A 17715-nucleotide genomic window follows, 5' to 3' on the forward strand; every position below is an offset into this window, starting at 1 on the left:
TTTTGTTCCAGCCCCACGAGGCAGCTTCACAGGCTCACTCAGGGATTGCAATATCTGCTTCAGCTAATTCCGCACTTGGTGTGCCAAGCTGTTCTTCGTCGGGTGGCATATAGATGTAAACAACTCCCTTCACTTCGATTTGAGCTAGTGAAGGAGAAGATCCTAAATCGAGATTATTCAGGCCAGCGCTGCCGCCATAGCCGCCACTCATACCACCCGACTGTCCAAATCCTTCTAGCGCGTTGCCGGGATTGACTCGCACTTGGTTGACTTCGATGGGTAGTGGCGAGTTGGCACATTCGACCAACAGATGAGGGAGCCAGCGCTGATCCATGACCAACAACATGCGAATGGGCAACTGGCGAAATTCAGCGCCAAAGGATTCAGGTTCGCCTGCTGGGAGAGGAGCGCCCTCTTCATCAAGATAGCGATTGTTCAATAGGGCATCATCACCCCCGCCTCCTTCCATTCCTTCCCCTCCGTATCCGCCATAGCCTCCTTCACCGCCGTAGCCTCCACCATAGCCACCCCCTTCACCACCGTAACCACCACGCTCGCCACCATAGCCGCCTCCTTCTCCACCATAACCACCGTACCCACCTTCGCCGCCCATTCCACCACCACCAGTTGGCGCTGGCATATAGACTTGGCCAGGTTGGGTCGAGGCCATGGAAGCGGCTTGCCCTACTTCTAATGCGGCGATCACCCGTACTGCCGTATTGTCTGGACGAGTCGCCTTGCGAGCTTCATTGGTCTTGGCAATTACGTTGAGCAGTGTTTCATAGACCCAGAGGTCTTCTTGGGTAACCCAGATTTCCATCGACGATGGTTTGTTGCCGAAAAAGAGCTTCTCACGTAGGCTCCCCTGATCGAGCCATTGGACCAGATAATCTTCATCCTCGGCTCCTGGTTGGCCAGGCTGATATCCGGCGCCTCCGCCATATTCGCCACCATAACCACCTTCGCCACCATATCCGCCGCCGCGTCCGCCATAGCCTCCAGCTGCTGCAGCTCCCTCGATCTTCTGAGCTTTGACGATATCCAATAGTCCATCAATGCGATTCTCAATGTAGTTCTGATAGATGGTACGCATTTTGTTGCTGATCGAATCACCAAACTTGCGATTGTCAATGTAATCGATAAATTCCTCGCCGAGTTCTTGGGGCCAGGAAAGCACCGCATTTCGCTGGCGTTCATAGAGGTCTTTCCACACATCCAGCACGTATTTTTGCTGAGCGACAAGTTCTTTCTTGTCCACCTCAATCACGTCATTATTGTGAAAGGATTGGGAGCTAGCGAGAGTTTGCATCTTGCTAAATGCATCCTTGATCACTGATTGGCGCTGAGTAAACTTGGCGTCCAAGTCGTTTTTGGCCATACTCCAGCAGACGACTGCAATGATCACAGCGACTACGCTGAGAATCCAGAATCTCTGCTTCCACATCACTTTTAGAATCGCACGAATTTGATCCATAACGGACTCCAACTACAAAGCTTGACTTAGTTTTCAGGTTCTAATTCTGACTCGGCAGCGCTCTCGTCTTCTGCATTCAATGCCGCGGCCTCAGCGGCTGCCTCTGCGGCCTCTCGACGCGCTAAGGCCAGCTCCTGACGTTCGGCGCGAGTTTTAGGCTGCCAAACGAATTGCACGATGAAATCGAACCGGCTCAATGTGATTAACTTGGATTTCTCACCATCTTGACCAGCAGTAATGGTTGCTCCGCCACGACCGTAGCCACCTTCTCCACCGTATCCGCCTCCATAGCCTCCCGCGGTCGCCGTGCCAGTCAAGTTTGCCTCAGGATCGATGATTTCGTCCCGCAGTTTTTGATCCTTGACCAGCCAAACATGGCTGATCGCCAAATCCTTGATGGGCACTTCAATCATTTCGCCATTCTCACCATCAGGGAGTTCGACCGTTCCTTCTTCGAGATTCGTGATCAGGGTGTTCTTCACGAACTCTCCCATCTGATTGCTGCGATCCGCCTTGCTGTTGTGATAGTGGTGTCCAGTAAGCTGAATGACCCAACCGGCGCCGGAGAGAGCGCCTTCTTCTCCTTCAGCTCCAGGCTCCATACCCATCGGGTCCATTTCCGCAGCCGGATCACCCATGTCTCCCTCTGCATCGGAGGAGGCCATTATCCCCTTAGCTTCTGTGTAGGCCGTCTCCACCTGGGAAAACCATTCACTCAATTCTGGGAATTGTTGAGATTCCACTGCAGCGATATGCAACTCTTCTCGACTGCTGATGTCCTCTTCGGTCTCTTTACGCTCCTTGGCAGGGCGCGGATCCTTGGGGAGGGCGCTATCGATCGCTTTAAACAGTTCAAGCCAGCGCAAACGACCTTCCACATTACTGATAAGCTTCTCGCCAGTCAGTGAGACCGTCTCAAACTCACTGTGAATGCTGTCTTTCTTGCTTTGATAGCCGGTGGCAGTGGTTTGCACGGACTGTGCTCGGCTTTCCGCTGCTGCCATCGCCTCATTGTCAGTTTCTCGCCAGGCAGACACATGGGAGAAGTAGTTGAAAGTAAGCCCCGCCAAAATGGCCGCCGCACCAGCCACTGCCCAGGGCTTCTTGCTCATGACGAGGCGTGTGCGAACGATTTCTTCAGGCAAGAGATTGGTTCTTAGTTCTGCTTTTCCCAGTCCCTGCAAACACAAACCGTAGGCGACCGCAAAGCTCAAGGTGTTATCCTTGAACTGGGGCTTTCCTGCAGCGCTGCCGGCACTGAGTTGCTGAAACTCCGTTACTGGTTTGACTTCATGGTCCAAGTTTTGGGAAAGATACCGCTGCAAGCCGGGCAGTTTCATCGCATTGCCCAGGGCCAATACATTGCCGATCTTGGCTGCTTTGTCGATGCTCGTGAAATAGCCCAGCGATCGCTGAATCTCAGACAGCAAATCACTGAATACTGGCCGCATGGCCTGGAACACTGCTTTGGGATCGTCTGCTTCGGTGGCATTCCGCTTGAGATGCTCCGCTTTGACGAAAGTGAGCTTGAGCTCTTTACTCAAAGCACGCGTGAAATGGCTACCTCCGATGGGAATGTTTCGCTGCCAGACCCTGAAGCCGTTCGTTACCACCAAGTCCGTTGTGTCGGTTCCCAAAGAGATAACGACCGTCGAGTCGGGCGGATTCTGGGGATCGTAGGTGCCTGACTTGAAATCTCCTAGTCGGTCGAAGCAAACGAAATTGTAGACCGCCAAAGGCATGAGTTGGATAAAATCAACCTCGATGCCCGCTTCTTCCAGGGGCTTGAGCGCTCTGGCGACTTGATCCCGCTTCATCGCAAAGATGCCGACCTCAGGCTCCAAGGCAAAGCCATCTTCCTCGCTCCCGCCGGTGAGTTGCTGATAGTCCCAGACCACGTCGTCGAGTGAAAAGGGAATCTGTTGGCGAGCTTCGTATTTGACAATATCAGGAATCTTTTTTGATTCGACCGGTGGCAATTTGATGAATCGTGCCAAACCGTTCTGGCCAGCAACAGAAATCGCGACCCGATCTCCAGCCACTTCGTTGCGTGACAGGAATTGTGAGAGGGCTTCCCGAACGAGTTCTTCTGGCTCGGACTCGGGCTGAGAAAGTATCTTGGGATACTCGATGTAGTCGAAGGATTCGACGATGATGCGATCGGCCTCTTTTTCATGGGGCCGACACAAAAGCGCCTTCAGCGCGCATTGGCCAATGTCGATTCCCCAGACGGCGTTACTCTTCGCCATACCTTGCACCCCTGTTCCCAAAAATCATACGCGACTGTGCGTCTCCTGCCACAACGGATCAATGACGTTGCGGCATAGCCAACCAGCGCTGCGCTTCTCGAATTGCCTCTATGACAAGTTTATCGTTTCACGGAAGGATTCGTCAATTTTCTGTTTCAAATTACAGAAACATGGACATTGCCTCGGAGAAGGAAACTTCCCCCTCCCCACCTATTTTAGTCGGAATTTGCGATTTGTATAGAATTGGTGGCCATGGATGGGGAGGAAGGGTAAGAACAGGCGGTTTGATGGGGAAATGTAGAATTCTATGGGACAATTTCCAATTATCAGTCCACGGACAATGAGTTTGCTTCGCGATGTGGAAACAGGCTAGAATAGGACATATGGACGCCTCGCAACCAGAATACATCGAGATTCGCAAGAACCGTGATGGCCAAGATCGGCCTTTCATAGCCGGTACTCGTGTGCGCGTCCAAGACGTGGTCTTCTATCACGATCGCCTCGGCCAGGCTGCCGAAGAAATCGTACGGGGCCTTCCGCATTTGACTTTAGCTCAGGTGCATGGAGCTTTGGCGTACTATTTTGAAAATCGCCAAGCCGTATGGGACTGTATCCGCGAGGACGAAGCCTATGTCGAGGCACTTAAGAAAGAGTTGACCGGAACCAGTGTGATTGTGAATGGATTGAGCTCGGATGCCGCCGATTCCCAGGTTCCATCTTGACGAGAGTGTGACAACGGATATTGCGGCGGGCCTACGTCGCCGTGACCGTATTTGCTCCACTTCGCAGGAAATGGACATGCTCGGTTCTAGCGATGAAGAGCAAGTTGCGTTCTGCAAAGCTGAAAATCGCGTAATCGTTACTGCTGATGCAGACTTCTTGAGGCTGCTCAAAACGGAGTCTGATCATCCTGGGGTCATCTATTGGGCCTCGGGCAAGCATTTCGGCCGAATTGTCAACGATATTGATGCGATGTGCTTCATCATGGAAGCTGGGGAGTTTCGTGGTAAGATCTTTTACCTCTGAGAACATGGCCGATTTACATTGCACTTTGACCTATCGAACTCCCTTGGCTCTACTGGACGCATGATCGTAACAATCGACGGGCCCGCCGGGTCAGGAAAAAGTAGTGCGGCTCGCCAACTTGCCCGGCGGTTGGGTTTTCAGTTCCTGGACACTGGGGCAATGTACCGGGCAGTGGCGCTTGCCGGCCAGCGGGAGGATGTCGATTGGGACGCTCCTGACCAGTTGGCCCAAATTGCCCAAAAAAGCCAGATTGAGTTGAGCCAAGATCGAATACTTCTTGATGGACAGGATGTCACCCAAGAGATTCGCACCGTCGAGATTACCCAACTCACCAAATATGCTGCTGACAATACGCAGGTCCGCAAGATTCTCGTCGAGGCTCAACGCAAGTTTGCCGAGGGCCAGGACGTCGTTGCTGAGGGACGCGATCAGGCAACGGTCGTTTTTCCCCAAGCTCAGTGTAAGATCTTCCTGACTGCCGATGAAAAGGTGCGAGCCCAGCGCCGTTTTCTCGACCTGGTTTCGCGAGGTGAGCGAGTGACTCTTGATTCGGTACTCGACAACCAACGAATTCGTGACCAGCAAGATGAAGAACGCCGCATAGGTGGCCTGCGCAAGGCAGATGATTCGATTGAGATCCACACCAATGGGATGACCCCCGCACAGGTAGTCGAACGACTCGAAGCTCTCGTCCGCGAGCGGATGCACTAATTCATCGTTGGCCGAGATTCACAAGGCACCAGCAGAGCGTCTTGTCTGTTTTTTGCTTTTTCCTAGTCGATTCTCGCCAAGATTCTCCGCAAAGCTGCGAAACCCCTACATATCCTCCAGACTTCGGAGGATGGTATTGCACAGCATTCTGGTAGAGAATACGGGTGCCTGTTACAAGTCAGTTGCTTTTCAAAGGGAGGTTTCCAAGATGAAAGCTTTCACCGCGTCTCTAGCCTTTTTCTTACTAATAGCTTCGCAAGGGGCATATACCCAGGAAACAGCAGTTGAGCTGGATCTCCGCCGTATTGCTCCCCAGGATGCTCATCTGGTTGTCTATGCTCGGCATAATCCCGAGCGAGACTATCAACGGCCTCTCTTCGCCAATGTCTGGAGCAAGTTTAAGGAAGAGAAGTTAGGTGACCGTTTTTTGAAGATTATCACTTCGCGGATGTCTGAAAAGGATCTGACTCAGGCGCAGTCCGTGATCGATGAATTCCGGGCAGCCCTAGAGCCTCTCTCGAATGTAGCTATCTGGGATTGTGAAGAAGTGGTCGTCGCCCAGGTCATGCAATTCCCCTCTAATCAGTCGTTGGTAGCTTTGAGACTACCTGAGGGTAGCGCTCCCGAGTTCGAGGCAACCTTCAAGAATCTGTTTGCCCTAGTAGAGAAGTATAGCGAGGGCAAAGTTCCTCTGAGCACTATTCAGCACGGAGAGACGCAGATCCTTTCCATGGGCTTGCCGGCTGAAGTTCCTCTTCAGCCCTCGTGTGCCAGAATCGACGACGTGGTGTTCTTCTCGACCTCCCAATCCATGCTCACTACCGCACTATCGGCACTGGAAGACGAAAATGCGGTCTCGAAATTTGATGACCCTCGCCTCGTTGAAGCACTCAAGCACTTACCTACTCCCGAAGACAGTTTGACCTTTTTTGATGGAAAGCAGTTGTTTTCCAAATTGCGTGGACTCGGTGATTTCATCCGCCAGCAGTCAAAGGCAAATAACAATGAAGAAAACCTCGCCCGCTTCAACCACATCTTCAATTTGGTGATGGATGAAGTCTCGGTGATCGATTACGAAGTCACCGTTGAGACAACCGACGGGCATGAAAACCGCTCGGATTCACTCGGTCGCTATGAAGAGGGAGCTGAGAACACGCTCATTGGCCAACTAGCCCTTGGCGGAAAACCTTTTGAAGATTGGCAAAGCTGGATCCCCGCCGATGCCGAAGGCTATACCCTCTCCTCAGGGGTGCGGCTGCACGCGGCCTACGATCACCTCATGGAGATCTTGAATTCCCAGTTTCCTGAAACGAAAGATGCCCTGCAGAAGTTCGCAGAGGTGCAGGATCAAATCGATTTGCACCTGGATAAAGATATCTTGCAGTCCTTCAGTGGGGAAAGTGTTTCCGTGACACTACCCAGTGAGGGGGGCGGGCAAGAGAACTTTACTGCGATTCGCTGTACCAATCCGGAGCGTATCCGAGACCTGTTGCATCGCCTGATTCAAGGACTCAGTCAGATTCCAGCTCTAGAGTCTCAGCAGTTGGCTTTGGTCGAATCAGAATCATTGGATGGATTTGAAACGTTAAATGCCTCAATCCTCGGCGCATTCAACTTGAAGCCGGTTATCGGTTTTCATGACAGTTGGCTCATGATCGGTTCGAATGCCAACACCATTGAACGGGTTCTGGCTGCTCGTGCTGGCGAAGCCGAGCGAATTGGCACCAGCGAACACTTTGCCAAGTTCCACCTGCCAGCTCAGGATGCCGTGCAATCCCTTTCCTATACGAACTTACGAGCCAGTATCGAAAATGGGGCCGACATGATTCGCAAAGTGGGAGGCATCGCCCCGCTGTTTCTTGGCATGGTGGGCGGAAATGCCAATACGGACCAGCTCAAGCCCGTCACAGAAATAATCGCTCTCTTGCCAAGCGTAGCCAATGTGGTTGAAGAGTTCGATTTCTATGATTCCAAGCTATCGCTGGTGAAGGAAGGTCCAATGCCGAGGACGTATCTCAAGCAGTCGGTGACGTTGATCGAGGTGCCGGAGGCGACCTCTGAAGCAGAATAAGGGCAGGTTTCTCTTGTGAATTGACTGGTCAGTCCTGTGCCAAAGAGTTAAGGTAACAAGATGTACTTCTCACGACGCATCGCGATGTCTCTTTTGCTTGCATTGGCAAGTCCTATAACCGCCGCCTCCGGCTCACAATTGTGGGGTACTTATTCGGGAAGTAGTTCAAACATTGGTCTAACGCCCATTGACATCGCAACAGGCGCGGTAGCACCTGTGATAAATATTGGTGCCGTGGGATCGGCGTCTGTCGACGACATGGCTTCAGACCCTATGCGCCAACCGGGTGTCATCTGGGGAGTACGGAACCCTCTAGCGGGTAACCAGCTCGTGTCCATCGATCCATTCAGTCAGCAACTTCTGGCAACAACTTCCATCAACGCACCGGAAGCGATTCGCAGCTTGGCCATCGATCCACTGACAGGGGCATTCTATGGTGCGTCGACAGCAAATCTGTATCAAATCAACAATCAGACTGGCGCAACGACTCTCGTGGGACCAACTGCATTGGCGATCGATCGAGCTTTGGGATTCGACTCGCTCGGAAATCTGTTCGGCGTAGCAAATAGCAATGTGCTGGTTTCTGTCAACAAACAATCGGGCGTCACTTCAACCATTGCGACAATGCCGCTCACGCGTATGGAAGACATGGCCTTTGATCCCGACTCGGGTATCATGTACGGACTCGGCTTTGGCTACAGTCTTTACCAGATTAATTTGACCAGCGGAGCCCTCACAGTTGTGGGGTCATCACTCACACGCCCCGCGGGGATGGCGTTCACCGATGTTCCTGAGCCCACAACCATGTTGCTTTGCTTCTGCATTCTGTTCATCGCGGCCGCGCAATCGTCCCGCCACTTACTAAATCGTAGGGTTTTGGGCTGAGAATTGGGGCGGTGGTCAGTTTAGAAAATCTAGGGGCCCGTATCCCCATTTAATCGCCTTGCTGGCAAGGTCTTAACCCGATTGAAGCCTCTCGGAAATTTTGCTAGGATAACGAGCTTTCCCTACGCCCGTTTTTATTGTGCGATTGCCTCGGTTGGTAATCGGAAAACGGACATTCCTTTATTGCTTGGGACGCTCGGTCGCAACGGCAACGTCTGTCGCTGGGCGCGACGTCCCCGATTGGTTTTTTTATTTCATGGTCAACCGTAACCTTATCCGCGAATATGACATTTCTGATGAAGACTGGGACGTAGCCGTCGGCGAACTCGCCGAAGATGATATCGGCTGGTTGGATGCGACCGACGTCGATGTGAATCAGATTGTAGAAGGCAAAATCATCCGAATCGACGACGAGTTCGTCCTCGTCGACGTCGGCTATAAGAGTGAGGGCACCATCGCCCGTGACGAATGGGATGAGGAGGAACCTCAACCCGAAATTGGACAAACTGTTCGAGTTCTCGTCGAAGATGTCGAAGACAGCCAAAGCCCGCTTGAAGAGCGTGGCATGATCGTGCTCAGCAAACGCAAGGCTGAGAAGATCGAAAAGTGGATGAAGGTCATGGAGACCGTTCACGAAGGAGACATTATCTCCGGCGAAGCAGTGCGTAAGATCAAAGGTGGTTTGCTGGTCGATATTGGCGTCAATGTCTTTCTTCCTGCCAGCCAGGTCGACATTCGCCGTCCACACGATATTGGCGAATACATCGGCAAGACGATCGAGTGTATGGTACTCAAGATCGACGATGCCCGCCGCAATATCGTAGTCAGCCGGCGCAGCTTGATCGAAGCCCAGCGCGAAGAGAAGAAGTCGGAACTCTTGAGAGAGTTGGAAGTTGGCCAACTCCGCAAGGGAACGGTCAAGAACATCGCCGACTTTGGTGCGTTTGTGGATCTCGGCGGCATTGATGGTCTGCTGCATATCACGGACATGAGCTGGGGCCGCATCAACCATCCTTCGGAGATGGTCAAAATCGATGACGAGCTGGAAGTGCAGATTCTGCATATCGATTACGAGAAAGAAAAGATTGCTCTTGGTCTCAAGCAGAAGAGCGCCAGTCCGTGGGAGAATGTGGCCGGCAAGTACCCTGTCAATTCCGTTATCAAGGGGACTGTGGTCAACGTGATGAGCTACGGTGCCTTTGTGAAGCTCGAAGACGGCATCGAAGGACTGGTTCATATCAGCGAAATGTCGTGGACCAAGCGGATCAGCCATCCCAACGAATTGGTCAACATCGACGACGTGATCGATGTGGTGGTGCTTCGCATTGATGAGCAGAAGCAGGAAATTTCGCTCGGTATGAAGCAAACCCAGGACAATCCCTGGGAGCGTGTTGCCGACCGCTATCCAACCGACGCCTTGGTCAAAGGCAAGGTACGCAACCTTACCAATTACGGTGCGTTCATCGAAATCGAAGAAGGGATCGACGGCTTGCTGCATGTCAGCGACATGTCTTGGACTCGCAAAATCAGCCATCCGAGCGAAGTCGTGGAGAAGGGGCAAGAAGTCGAGTGCAAGGTGCTCTCGGTCGACCAGGAGCGTCGCCGCATTGCCTTGGGCCTCAAGCAGATGGATGAAGATCCCTGGGCAACGGACATCCCCAATCGCTATCAGCAGGGCCAACTCGTCAACGGCAAGGTAACCAAGATTACCAATTTTGGAGTCTTTGTCGGCCTGGAAGATGGCCTGGAAGGTCTGCTGCATATCTCCGAGCTTGCCGACCATAAGGTCGAAAATCCTCAGGAAGTAGTGAACGTGGGCGACGACATCGAAGTCAAGGTCCTGCGTGTCGATTCTGAGGAGCGCAAGATCGGCCTCTCCCGCAAGCGAGTGGAATGGGCTGAGGAAGACGAAGCCGCTGCCGAGGCTGCCGAAGCAGAAGCTGCCAGGGCAGATACTCCTTTGGAATTGAAGGGGGGCATCGGCTCCGACTCGGGACCGCTCTTCAAGCCAGCCGCTTCTGAATCTGATGACGTCACAGACTCGGAATCAGCAGATGAGACTGAGACGACTGAAACCGCTGAATCAGCCGAGGAAGTCGACGAGGAGAACACCGTCAAAGCCGCCGAGCAGGAGGGTTAACCCTGCGATAAACTGGCTTGGACGTTCTTACCTAGCAAGGGCACGGCGGATTTGTTTCTGCCGTGCCCTTCTTTCATGCGCGGTGCCCCACCATTTGGTACGGTCGCTACTTCGCGTACAACCCTCCCACTTCAACATCTTCCTGCCGTAGTGCAGGTTTTTTACTCTCTCGTCGATACTCTTAATGCAACAGGACGTAGACCAGGCGGGCAGCAGGTCGCAGTTAGAATTGACTGCGAAGGCAGACCTGAACCGGTTGAAAGTGGCGCCAGCACCTATCCAACAGGACGGGATTGAGCAATCGGGAGCAAACGCTCGCGTGCTCATCGAGGTATGGCGGTAGACGCCTCTCCCCCAACAACATACGGTTCAAACTGATGGCCACTACGACCAAATCCCGCCGATCGTCCGCTGTCCAAACACCGCTGGAGACCTATCTCCGCGAGATCAACGAGACCGCCCTACTGACCGCTGCCGAAGAAAAGGAACTGGCGGTCAAGATCGGACAGGGAGATTCTCCTTCGAGAGATCGCATGGTGCGAGCCAACCTACGTTTGGTTGTGAACATCGCCCGCGGCTACTCCGGCAAAGGGTTGAGCTTGCAGGACCTGATTGAAGAGGGAAATCTAGGTTTGCTGCGTGCTGTAGAAGGTTTTGATCCTGCCATGGGGACGCGTTTCAGCACGTATGCCAGCTATTGGATCAAGCAATCGATCAAGCGGGCCTTGATCAATACGGGCAAGACGATTCGTATCCCCGCTTATATGGTCGAACTCTTATCTAAATGGCGGCGGGCGACCGCTCGATTGACAGAAGAATTGGATCGTAGTCCCACCCCCGAGGAAGTGGCCCGCGTCCTGGGACTACCGAAGAAGAAACTTCCGATCATCAAGAAAGCGATTAAGATCTACAACGCCACCCCGCAAACCGACCAAACCGAAGCGGGCTGGACGTTGGGCGACATGGTGATGGACGAGAACCAAATGAGCCCCGACGATGCACTCGTCGAGAACGATAGCCTGCGGCACGTCATGGAAATGCTTACCACGATGGACGACCGCGAGGCAACTGTCCTGAAGATGCGGTTCGGCCTGGACCACTACGAGCCCAAGACCCTCAAAGAAATCGGCGAGCAACTTGGCCTTACACGCGAACGGGTCCGCCAGATCGAAACCGAAGCCCTCAACCGCATGGCGGAAAGCTTGGAAGACCCCCGCGATCGGTTTTAGAGCATTCTCCACCTTGCCGGTTGATCGCAACCGATTTGCGTTGAAAGCTTTCCCGAAAACAGGCACGAAAGGGGAAGTAGAAATCCCAAGTTTGCTGCTGAGAAGTCTTCAACCGACCAAGCTATTTCTGCGGAATAAGGGTCTCTCGACTGCGAATAGCAAGTGATGGTTGTTACTGATGGCTTAGCCAAATACTTGCTCAAGCAACTCGTCTGTCAGCCACGGCTCGACAACTTGGTCGTCATGTTCTGGAGTCGCAACAACGGCTGAGACTGCGTGTTTGAGCGTCGCGTGCTCACTTTTTTCCGAAAGTTGGCCGACGGGATTTAGCAACCACTCGTCGAGATGCATATCTTCAAGTGGCGACGCGAACGAGTGTTCATTGTCGATGCTGAATAGCTCCAAGGAGAGCCAGAAACTGGCTAGTGACGTCGCCTCTGGGCTGGAATCTAACGGGTCAGTGACTTGAATCGCCGAATTTATTTGCGGCGGCGAAGCGGGACCATAATTGGCAGCCCACATTTGCAAGTCCCCTCGGTCGATCTTGCCGGTGAGGTTACCGTCTGCAGGAAGCTGCGTCCCGACCAAACCGAAACTGCGTTGCCACCGCAAAAAATCTCCGCCATCAACGTCGTTGTCTTGGTCATAATCTCCGGGGGCTGGGACTGGGAATCCTGAATTGTAAATAAAATCGATGAGTACGGGGACACTGATGACGGGATTAGTCCCTTGGTCCATGGAGAGAATAACGGCTTCGTAAAGGCCGTCGTCGAAGTCCAAATTCCCGTTGGCTAAATATCGATTTCGCTGCCAAGGGCCGTCGGCGTAAGCAAGCAGGCGATCCAGGGAAAAATAGCGGCTTACGGTGCCATAAGGCGCTGCAATCATTGCCGAAACCAGACTCACAACTCTCGTGTGTTCGCTCTGTTCGACCACGAATGCCTCATCCGCCGTCGTGGGTGTTTCTTCGTTGCCGGCCAACCCGCTGATTGGACCTCCGTCCGCACTGTAAAACGCCCAAGAGTAACTACTATTGTCGGCACCGAACACCACGTTGTCAGTCGAATACGTCGAACCGCTAGCAGCGATGGGTGGATCTTCTGCCGGGTCGATCGCTAGAAGCGTGTTTACTCCGCTTGGCAAGGCTGCGGCAAGTTCCCCGGCAATGACTCCACCGAAACTGTGTCCAATGAGGTTGATATTCTCGACTGGGAATCCGTAGGCGGTCAAAACCTGCGAAGCCCAGTTCGCGACAGAGACAATCCATGCTTCCTGACTGAAGTCGGCATCATTCAAGCTGTTCGCTCCTTGGCTCCAGTCGAGGGTGAGTATTTGATCCTCGTCTCTAGCATCGAACAGTTGGTCCGCAAGTATCTTCACACGATCGGTGTCGCCATCGAAAGATCCATTGCGACCATGAATGACCACCCAAGTGCGCATCAACGGATCGATCTTAGGTAACGGAAAGGAGAGGCCAGTAACGAGACGCGCGAGCCTGACGTCAATGACCCCCTCATTTGGCCCACTACTCCCCCAGTCATACGTCAATCGATTTGTATAAGAAACCACATTGGGCTCAGCTCCGACGAAGACGCTCAGCGGTGCCGACTGCGGGTTGAATAAGCCAGGGCCGTCGTAATACAAATAATACTGATTCTGGGGATCATCGCCGTCATTGCCCTGCCAAGCTGCGGTCCACTGCTCGATGCCAAAACCTTCAGCACCGACGGTTATCGTAAAGGCGTCGATCTTGTCGTCGCCCAGGCCATCCTCTTCCCAAACTTCGATTTCGAACTGCTCGCCTGGGGTACCTTCGACGCGGGCAAAGACGGTCAGCCCTGCACGGATCGTGTCCACTAAGGCAGCATCCGCAACCGAGCTTTCACGCCAACTGACGGGAGACAGAATCGAAAACTCGGCCGAGCTTGCCCAATCATTAGTACTATCACCGTCGATGGAAGTAGTGGACGCCCGAGCCCAGATGGCATAGCCCAAACCGGGCGTGACGTCAGCGGGTATCGTCCAGCCTCCGCCAGGCAAGGGGCTGCCAATCCAATCGTTGGCGGTTTCACCGGGCGACATGTCGTTGAATCCGATGAGGCCTCCCAACAGGCCGTTGCCGATGAAGTATGAATCAGGATCCCCCTGCGTGCCCAGGAAGTAGTCAACTTCGGCGTTATTCGCCGTAGCATTGCCAATGTTCTTGACCGTCACCTCGGCGTCAATCCCTTCACCGAGATACCAGACGTCAGACGTTTCATCCAAAGTGACCGACAGCACATCCAGGTCTGCTTGGTTAACAGTTACTTTGAAAGGTACTCCGCCACTATTGTTGCCTTCATTGGATTCGCTGATGTCACCATCGTAGTCTGCAATCACCCCAATCCAATAGGAACTACCAGGGGTTGCATTTCCTGGAATGTTGATAGTGTGCGCTTCAGCGGTCGTATCGCCATCGTCAAGCCAACCAAGGAACTCCTTTTCCAAGAGCGTATCGTTGGTCGAAATAATCGTATCCGTGGACCACATCACGCCTTGTTGACTGGTACCGAGGGGAAAGAAGCCTGTGGCCGAATTACCTATATTACTGGCAGTCCAATTGACGGTGACACTTTGACCTGGATTGACGGTCGTATCTGACACGCTAATGCCGTTCGCGATAAGATCGGCAGTAAGCATGAATCGGTTTTCGAGTGATTCAAATCGTAATCGTCGTACGCTGGAGTAGCCCGCCCTAATGTGAGAAGTCAAACGGCCATGTCGCAAATCCGCACTAGCATGGCGAGAGGTGATGCGATAAGAGTTCATGTTCTCTTAGCTCAAAGAATTTAGGGAGATATTGATGTGTGCCAAGCTTCTCCGGCGAGAGCATCATAGCTGAAAGTGGGGCGAGTTGTCACCTAGTTGAAGAGAAGACTCGCCAGGACAAGTCTCCATTTATATTGGAATAATGACATCCTCTCAGGGTTCTTATCGCACCGTCGGTGAAATCGACCTCCCGCATGTCAAGAACTTGCTTCGTGCAATCGGCTGAATAAACAGAAGCAAGTTGCGCCTGACGCTATCTCGCATCGGTGTCTCACCCGGCAACAGATCGCTGCAAGTAAGCGAATATCCGTGGGCCTCTCGGGCAATGCAACTTCAACGAGTTGAGTTTGCCACGAATTGCAGGCAGTGTTCATACCTCTGGAGCGCTATGTGGCAGCAGAGGGCATTTTCTGTGCGCCGAGGCGATTCAGGTGATAGTAGCTATTTCGATGTTTCGACGATCATTTGCGGGCCGATCTCCTGAAAGAGGTCCACCCAGGAGAGCCAGATCGCATTTTGGATCGTGGCCTTACCAGTCTTTTTCAATTCAGCTAGTTCCGCAGGGGACTCATCCGGCCAGTGTCCGATCCAGCCGTGTGAGAACTCGCGGCTCTTGAGAAGGAAATTTCGCACTTCGTCTGCGCTGCAACTCAAGGGAAAGGTTTCGCCGATCACGATTGGCTTACCCCAGTCGAACTTCTGAAGGAGCTTAATCTCGTTGTCAATCTTGCCGGACTTGGGATAGAGATGCGGCGAAACAAAATCGAGCTGTTCGGCGGCTGCCGTATATGCGCCAGGAAACGGCAGCATTCCCATAGTGATCAAGTGCGTTTGATCGTGCTTGCGGATGGCGGCGACCATGCGTTTTGTCCACTCGCGGAAGACTTCGTCAGCGGTGCGGCTGCCTGGATCTAGACTGAGCCGCTGGCAGAATTCGACGTCGCCCATCCTGCCCATATACCACCCATCGGTGCTCTTGCCGACGGCAGCAGGTTCGTTTACCAGGTCATAGGCGAAAACGGCGGGGCTCTCGGCACACGTGCGGGCAATGGTTTCCCAGAAAAAGGCCTGCGTATTCCAGCGATCCTGCTCATCCAGCGAATCATACCATGCCAGACGATCCTCGATCTTGTAACAGGCCAAGCCGGTGATCTTGAGGTGGATGCCCGATTTCTCAGCGATCTGGAGGAGCTTTTTGAGTTGATCCAGCGCCTGTGGATTGACCTTGCCCGGAGCAATCATGATTTGAGGCATCTCGGGGTGAATTCGAGCAACCGTAGTGCCAGCGGCCTTCATCTCGGCGAACTCTCGTTCGACACGGTCATGGTCCTTGGCCAATCGTTGCAGGATGTCGACCGAGGCGTAGTTGTGGCCCCAGGGCGTGTAGCGATCGCCAGACGGAAAAAGGATGAATCCCTTCTCGTTGGGAGCGACTCTGACTGCCTGCATGTCTGCCGCCCACGTTGCACCGGTGAGGAACAGGAGAACAACCAGAAGTGGTGAATAAATCAAAGATAGGGTTGTGCGGAGAATCATGGCCGAGCCCTTGCAGTGTTATTCATCGAATGTAGGTCACGATTGTAATCGTGAACGAAGTTGGATGCCTTGTCCTAGCATAGCTGATTTGCAGTCGAGAATCGATGTCGACACCTTTGCAGATTCGGGAACAACTGCACAGTTCACCAAAAATTGATCCAAAATCGTACGAAGAGGGCAGCAAAATTACCGAGCCAACTGGTGGCGGGTGATGCACCCGCGGTGACTTCGAGATCCCGCCAATTGCGGGCAGTGTCTTTACCGCTGGCCCTGGCTAACTGCAGTTTCCTGCGGAGGTCGTTTAGCCCCCCGCTAGTTGGCGAGCTACAGTTTCGGCTGGTGTATCTTCTTGACACCGCACGCAGCCGCACGGCCATACCGACCAGATTCGCGCCATCCATTCGACGACGGGCGTGCCGTTGGTATCTAACCCGGTGCTGCACGAGTTGGGGGCATCCCGTGCGTCGAACGGAACACGCTAAGTTGCACGGGTGAGTTTCACCTCGCGCATTTCGGTCACTCGCTCGAAAGCCGAGGTTGATGCAAACGCTCGCAGGAAGCAAACGGCCAACCTCGTCGCGGTGGCGATCAGCTGGGCAGTGTGGCCAGATCATTGGGGGGGGGGCATTTTGAAGGCGCGGCCGGGCCGGAATACCGGCTAAAATATTAATGATTCAACGCCATATTGCGGGGCGATTGTACTTCACTCCGCTTATTTTGCGAAAGCAAGAGTCGTCTGGCAGAGTGGTTTGCTTTAACCATCGCGATCCGATGGCTTCTCCCTCAGCGGCATTCGACCGACTACCAGTCGTACTAACGATTCGAGCGACGGTTGCAATTATGGCATCGCGCCATCATAATATGACGTTATGTCAGAAAAAAAACAGTCTCAGATTCGTCGTCGCAACGATCCTCGGAATCGTCCTGCGCTGCGTAAGTCTGAACGAACTCGGCAAGCGATGCTCGATGCTGCGTTGAAATTTCTTTGGACGCATCCCTTCCGCGACTTGACAGTTGCTGAATTGACGTCGCTTGCCGGTACGAGCCGGTCGGCGTTTTATCAGTACTTTGAGGACCTGCACGGCTTGATGGAGGCGCTACTCCGCACAATCGAAGAAGACATTTTTGGCATCGCCGCACCCTGGTTGCAAGGAGAGGGTAGTCCCATTCTTCTTCTCGAAGAAACCATGGAAGGCCTAGTGCGTGTCTGCTATCAACAGGGCCCGATTTTGAGGGCTGTTTCTGACGCTGCCCCAATGGATGAACGTTTGGAAAAGGCGTGGTCCAATTTCCTGAAGGACTTCGACGACGCGGTGACTCATCGAATCGAACAACATCAGAAAGCGGGGTTGATCAAGCCTTTTGACGCACGTCCGGTAGCCATTGCGCTCAACCGCATGGATGCCTATTTGCTAATTCACCACTTTGGACGACGTCCGCGGGGAAACCGAGATTCAGTTCGGGAAGCAATTCTTCAAATCTGGGTCTCTACGCTCTACGGCGACCGGGCATTGAGCGGCAGTGTATCAAAACGTCGAATCAAGCGCGCGAAGACATCAAGATCGAAAACCTCCTAAGCACATCGA

Annotated in this window: 12 protein-coding genes; 8 read left to right on the forward strand and 4 right to left on the reverse strand. The window is 53.2% G+C overall.

All coding sequences use genetic code 11. The annotated features are described in order from the left end of the window. Window positions 1-34 precede the first annotated feature (34 nt). Window positions 35-1474, reverse strand: a complete 1440-nt coding sequence (locus Pr1d_RS26000; RefSeq protein ID WP_210417926.1) for a hypothetical protein — start codon at window positions 1472-1474, stop codon at window positions 35-37. Between the two features lie 26 nt (window positions 1475-1500). Then, window positions 1501-3723: a type IV pilus assembly protein PilM gene (pilM, locus tag Pr1d_RS08610; RefSeq protein WP_148073155.1), complete on the reverse strand. Its 2223-nt coding sequence runs from the start codon at window positions 3721-3723 to the stop codon at window positions 1501-1503. Window positions 3724-4106: 383 nt separating this feature from the next. On the opposite strand from pilM, the gene Pr1d_RS08615 reads away from it, so the two are divergent. The 7 genes from Pr1d_RS08615 (at window position 4107) to Pr1d_RS08645 (ending at window position 11785) form a co-directional block, all read left to right on the forward strand. Continuing rightward, window positions 4107-4445: a DUF433 domain-containing protein gene (locus Pr1d_RS08615; RefSeq protein ID WP_168205130.1), complete on the forward strand. Its 339-nt coding sequence runs from the start codon at window positions 4107-4109 to the stop codon at window positions 4443-4445. A 7-nt stretch (window positions 4446-4452) separates the two neighbouring features. Continuing rightward, a complete protein-coding gene (locus Pr1d_RS08620) occupies window positions 4453-4749 on the forward strand; it encodes a DUF5615 family PIN-like protein (RefSeq protein WP_148073157.1) in 297 nt (98 codons plus the stop codon). 60 nt (window positions 4750-4809) lie between these two features. Next, window positions 4810-5460 carry a (d)CMP kinase gene (gene cmk, locus Pr1d_RS08625; protein WP_148073158.1) on the forward strand — a complete coding sequence of 217 codons (651 nt, stop codon included), beginning with the start codon at window positions 4810-4812 and terminating at the stop codon, window positions 5458-5460. A gap of 208 nt (window positions 5461-5668) precedes the next feature. Further along, window positions 5669-7531: a hypothetical protein gene (locus Pr1d_RS08630; protein WP_148073159.1), complete on the forward strand. Its 1863-nt coding sequence runs from the start codon at window positions 5669-5671 to the stop codon at window positions 7529-7531. A 60-nt stretch (window positions 7532-7591) separates the two neighbouring features. Next, window positions 7592-8416: an NHL repeat-containing protein gene (locus Pr1d_RS08635; RefSeq protein ID WP_148073160.1), complete on the forward strand. Its 825-nt coding sequence runs from the start codon at window positions 7592-7594 to the stop codon at window positions 8414-8416. A 256-nt stretch (window positions 8417-8672) separates the two neighbouring features. Then, window positions 8673-10556 (forward strand): 30S ribosomal protein S1, encoded by a 1884-nt coding sequence (locus Pr1d_RS08640; protein WP_148073161.1) that lies wholly within the window; start codon window positions 8673-8675, stop codon window positions 10554-10556. Between the two features lie 377 nt (window positions 10557-10933). Beyond that, window positions 10934-11785 carry a sigma-70 family RNA polymerase sigma factor gene (locus tag Pr1d_RS08645; protein ID WP_148073162.1) on the forward strand — a complete coding sequence of 284 codons (852 nt, stop codon included), beginning with the start codon at window positions 10934-10936 and terminating at the stop codon, window positions 11783-11785. 183 nt (window positions 11786-11968) lie between these two features. On the opposite strand, the gene Pr1d_RS08650 is transcribed toward Pr1d_RS08645, so the two are convergent. Beyond that, a complete protein-coding gene (locus tag Pr1d_RS08650) occupies window positions 11969-14593 on the reverse strand; it encodes an alpha/beta fold hydrolase (protein ID WP_148073163.1) in 2625 nt (874 codons plus the stop codon). Between the two features lie 441 nt (window positions 14594-15034). After that, window positions 15035-16129 (reverse strand): cellulase family glycosylhydrolase, encoded by a 1095-nt coding sequence (locus Pr1d_RS08655; RefSeq protein ID WP_148073164.1) that lies wholly within the window; start codon window positions 16127-16129, stop codon window positions 15035-15037. A gap of 869 nt (window positions 16130-16998) precedes the next feature. Between Pr1d_RS08655 and Pr1d_RS08660 the strand changes: the two genes are divergently transcribed. Next, the gene (locus Pr1d_RS08660; protein ID WP_148073165.1) at window positions 16999-17706 is read left to right on the forward strand and encodes a TetR/AcrR family transcriptional regulator; all 708 of its coding nucleotides are present in this window, start codon (window positions 16999-17001) and stop codon (window positions 17704-17706) included. Window positions 17707-17715: the final 9 nt, after the last annotated feature.

The organism is Bythopirellula goksoeyrii (assembly GCF_008065115.1).
Taxonomy (GTDB): Bacteria; Planctomycetota; Planctomycetia; order Pirellulales; family Lacipirellulaceae; genus Bythopirellula; species Bythopirellula goksoeyrii.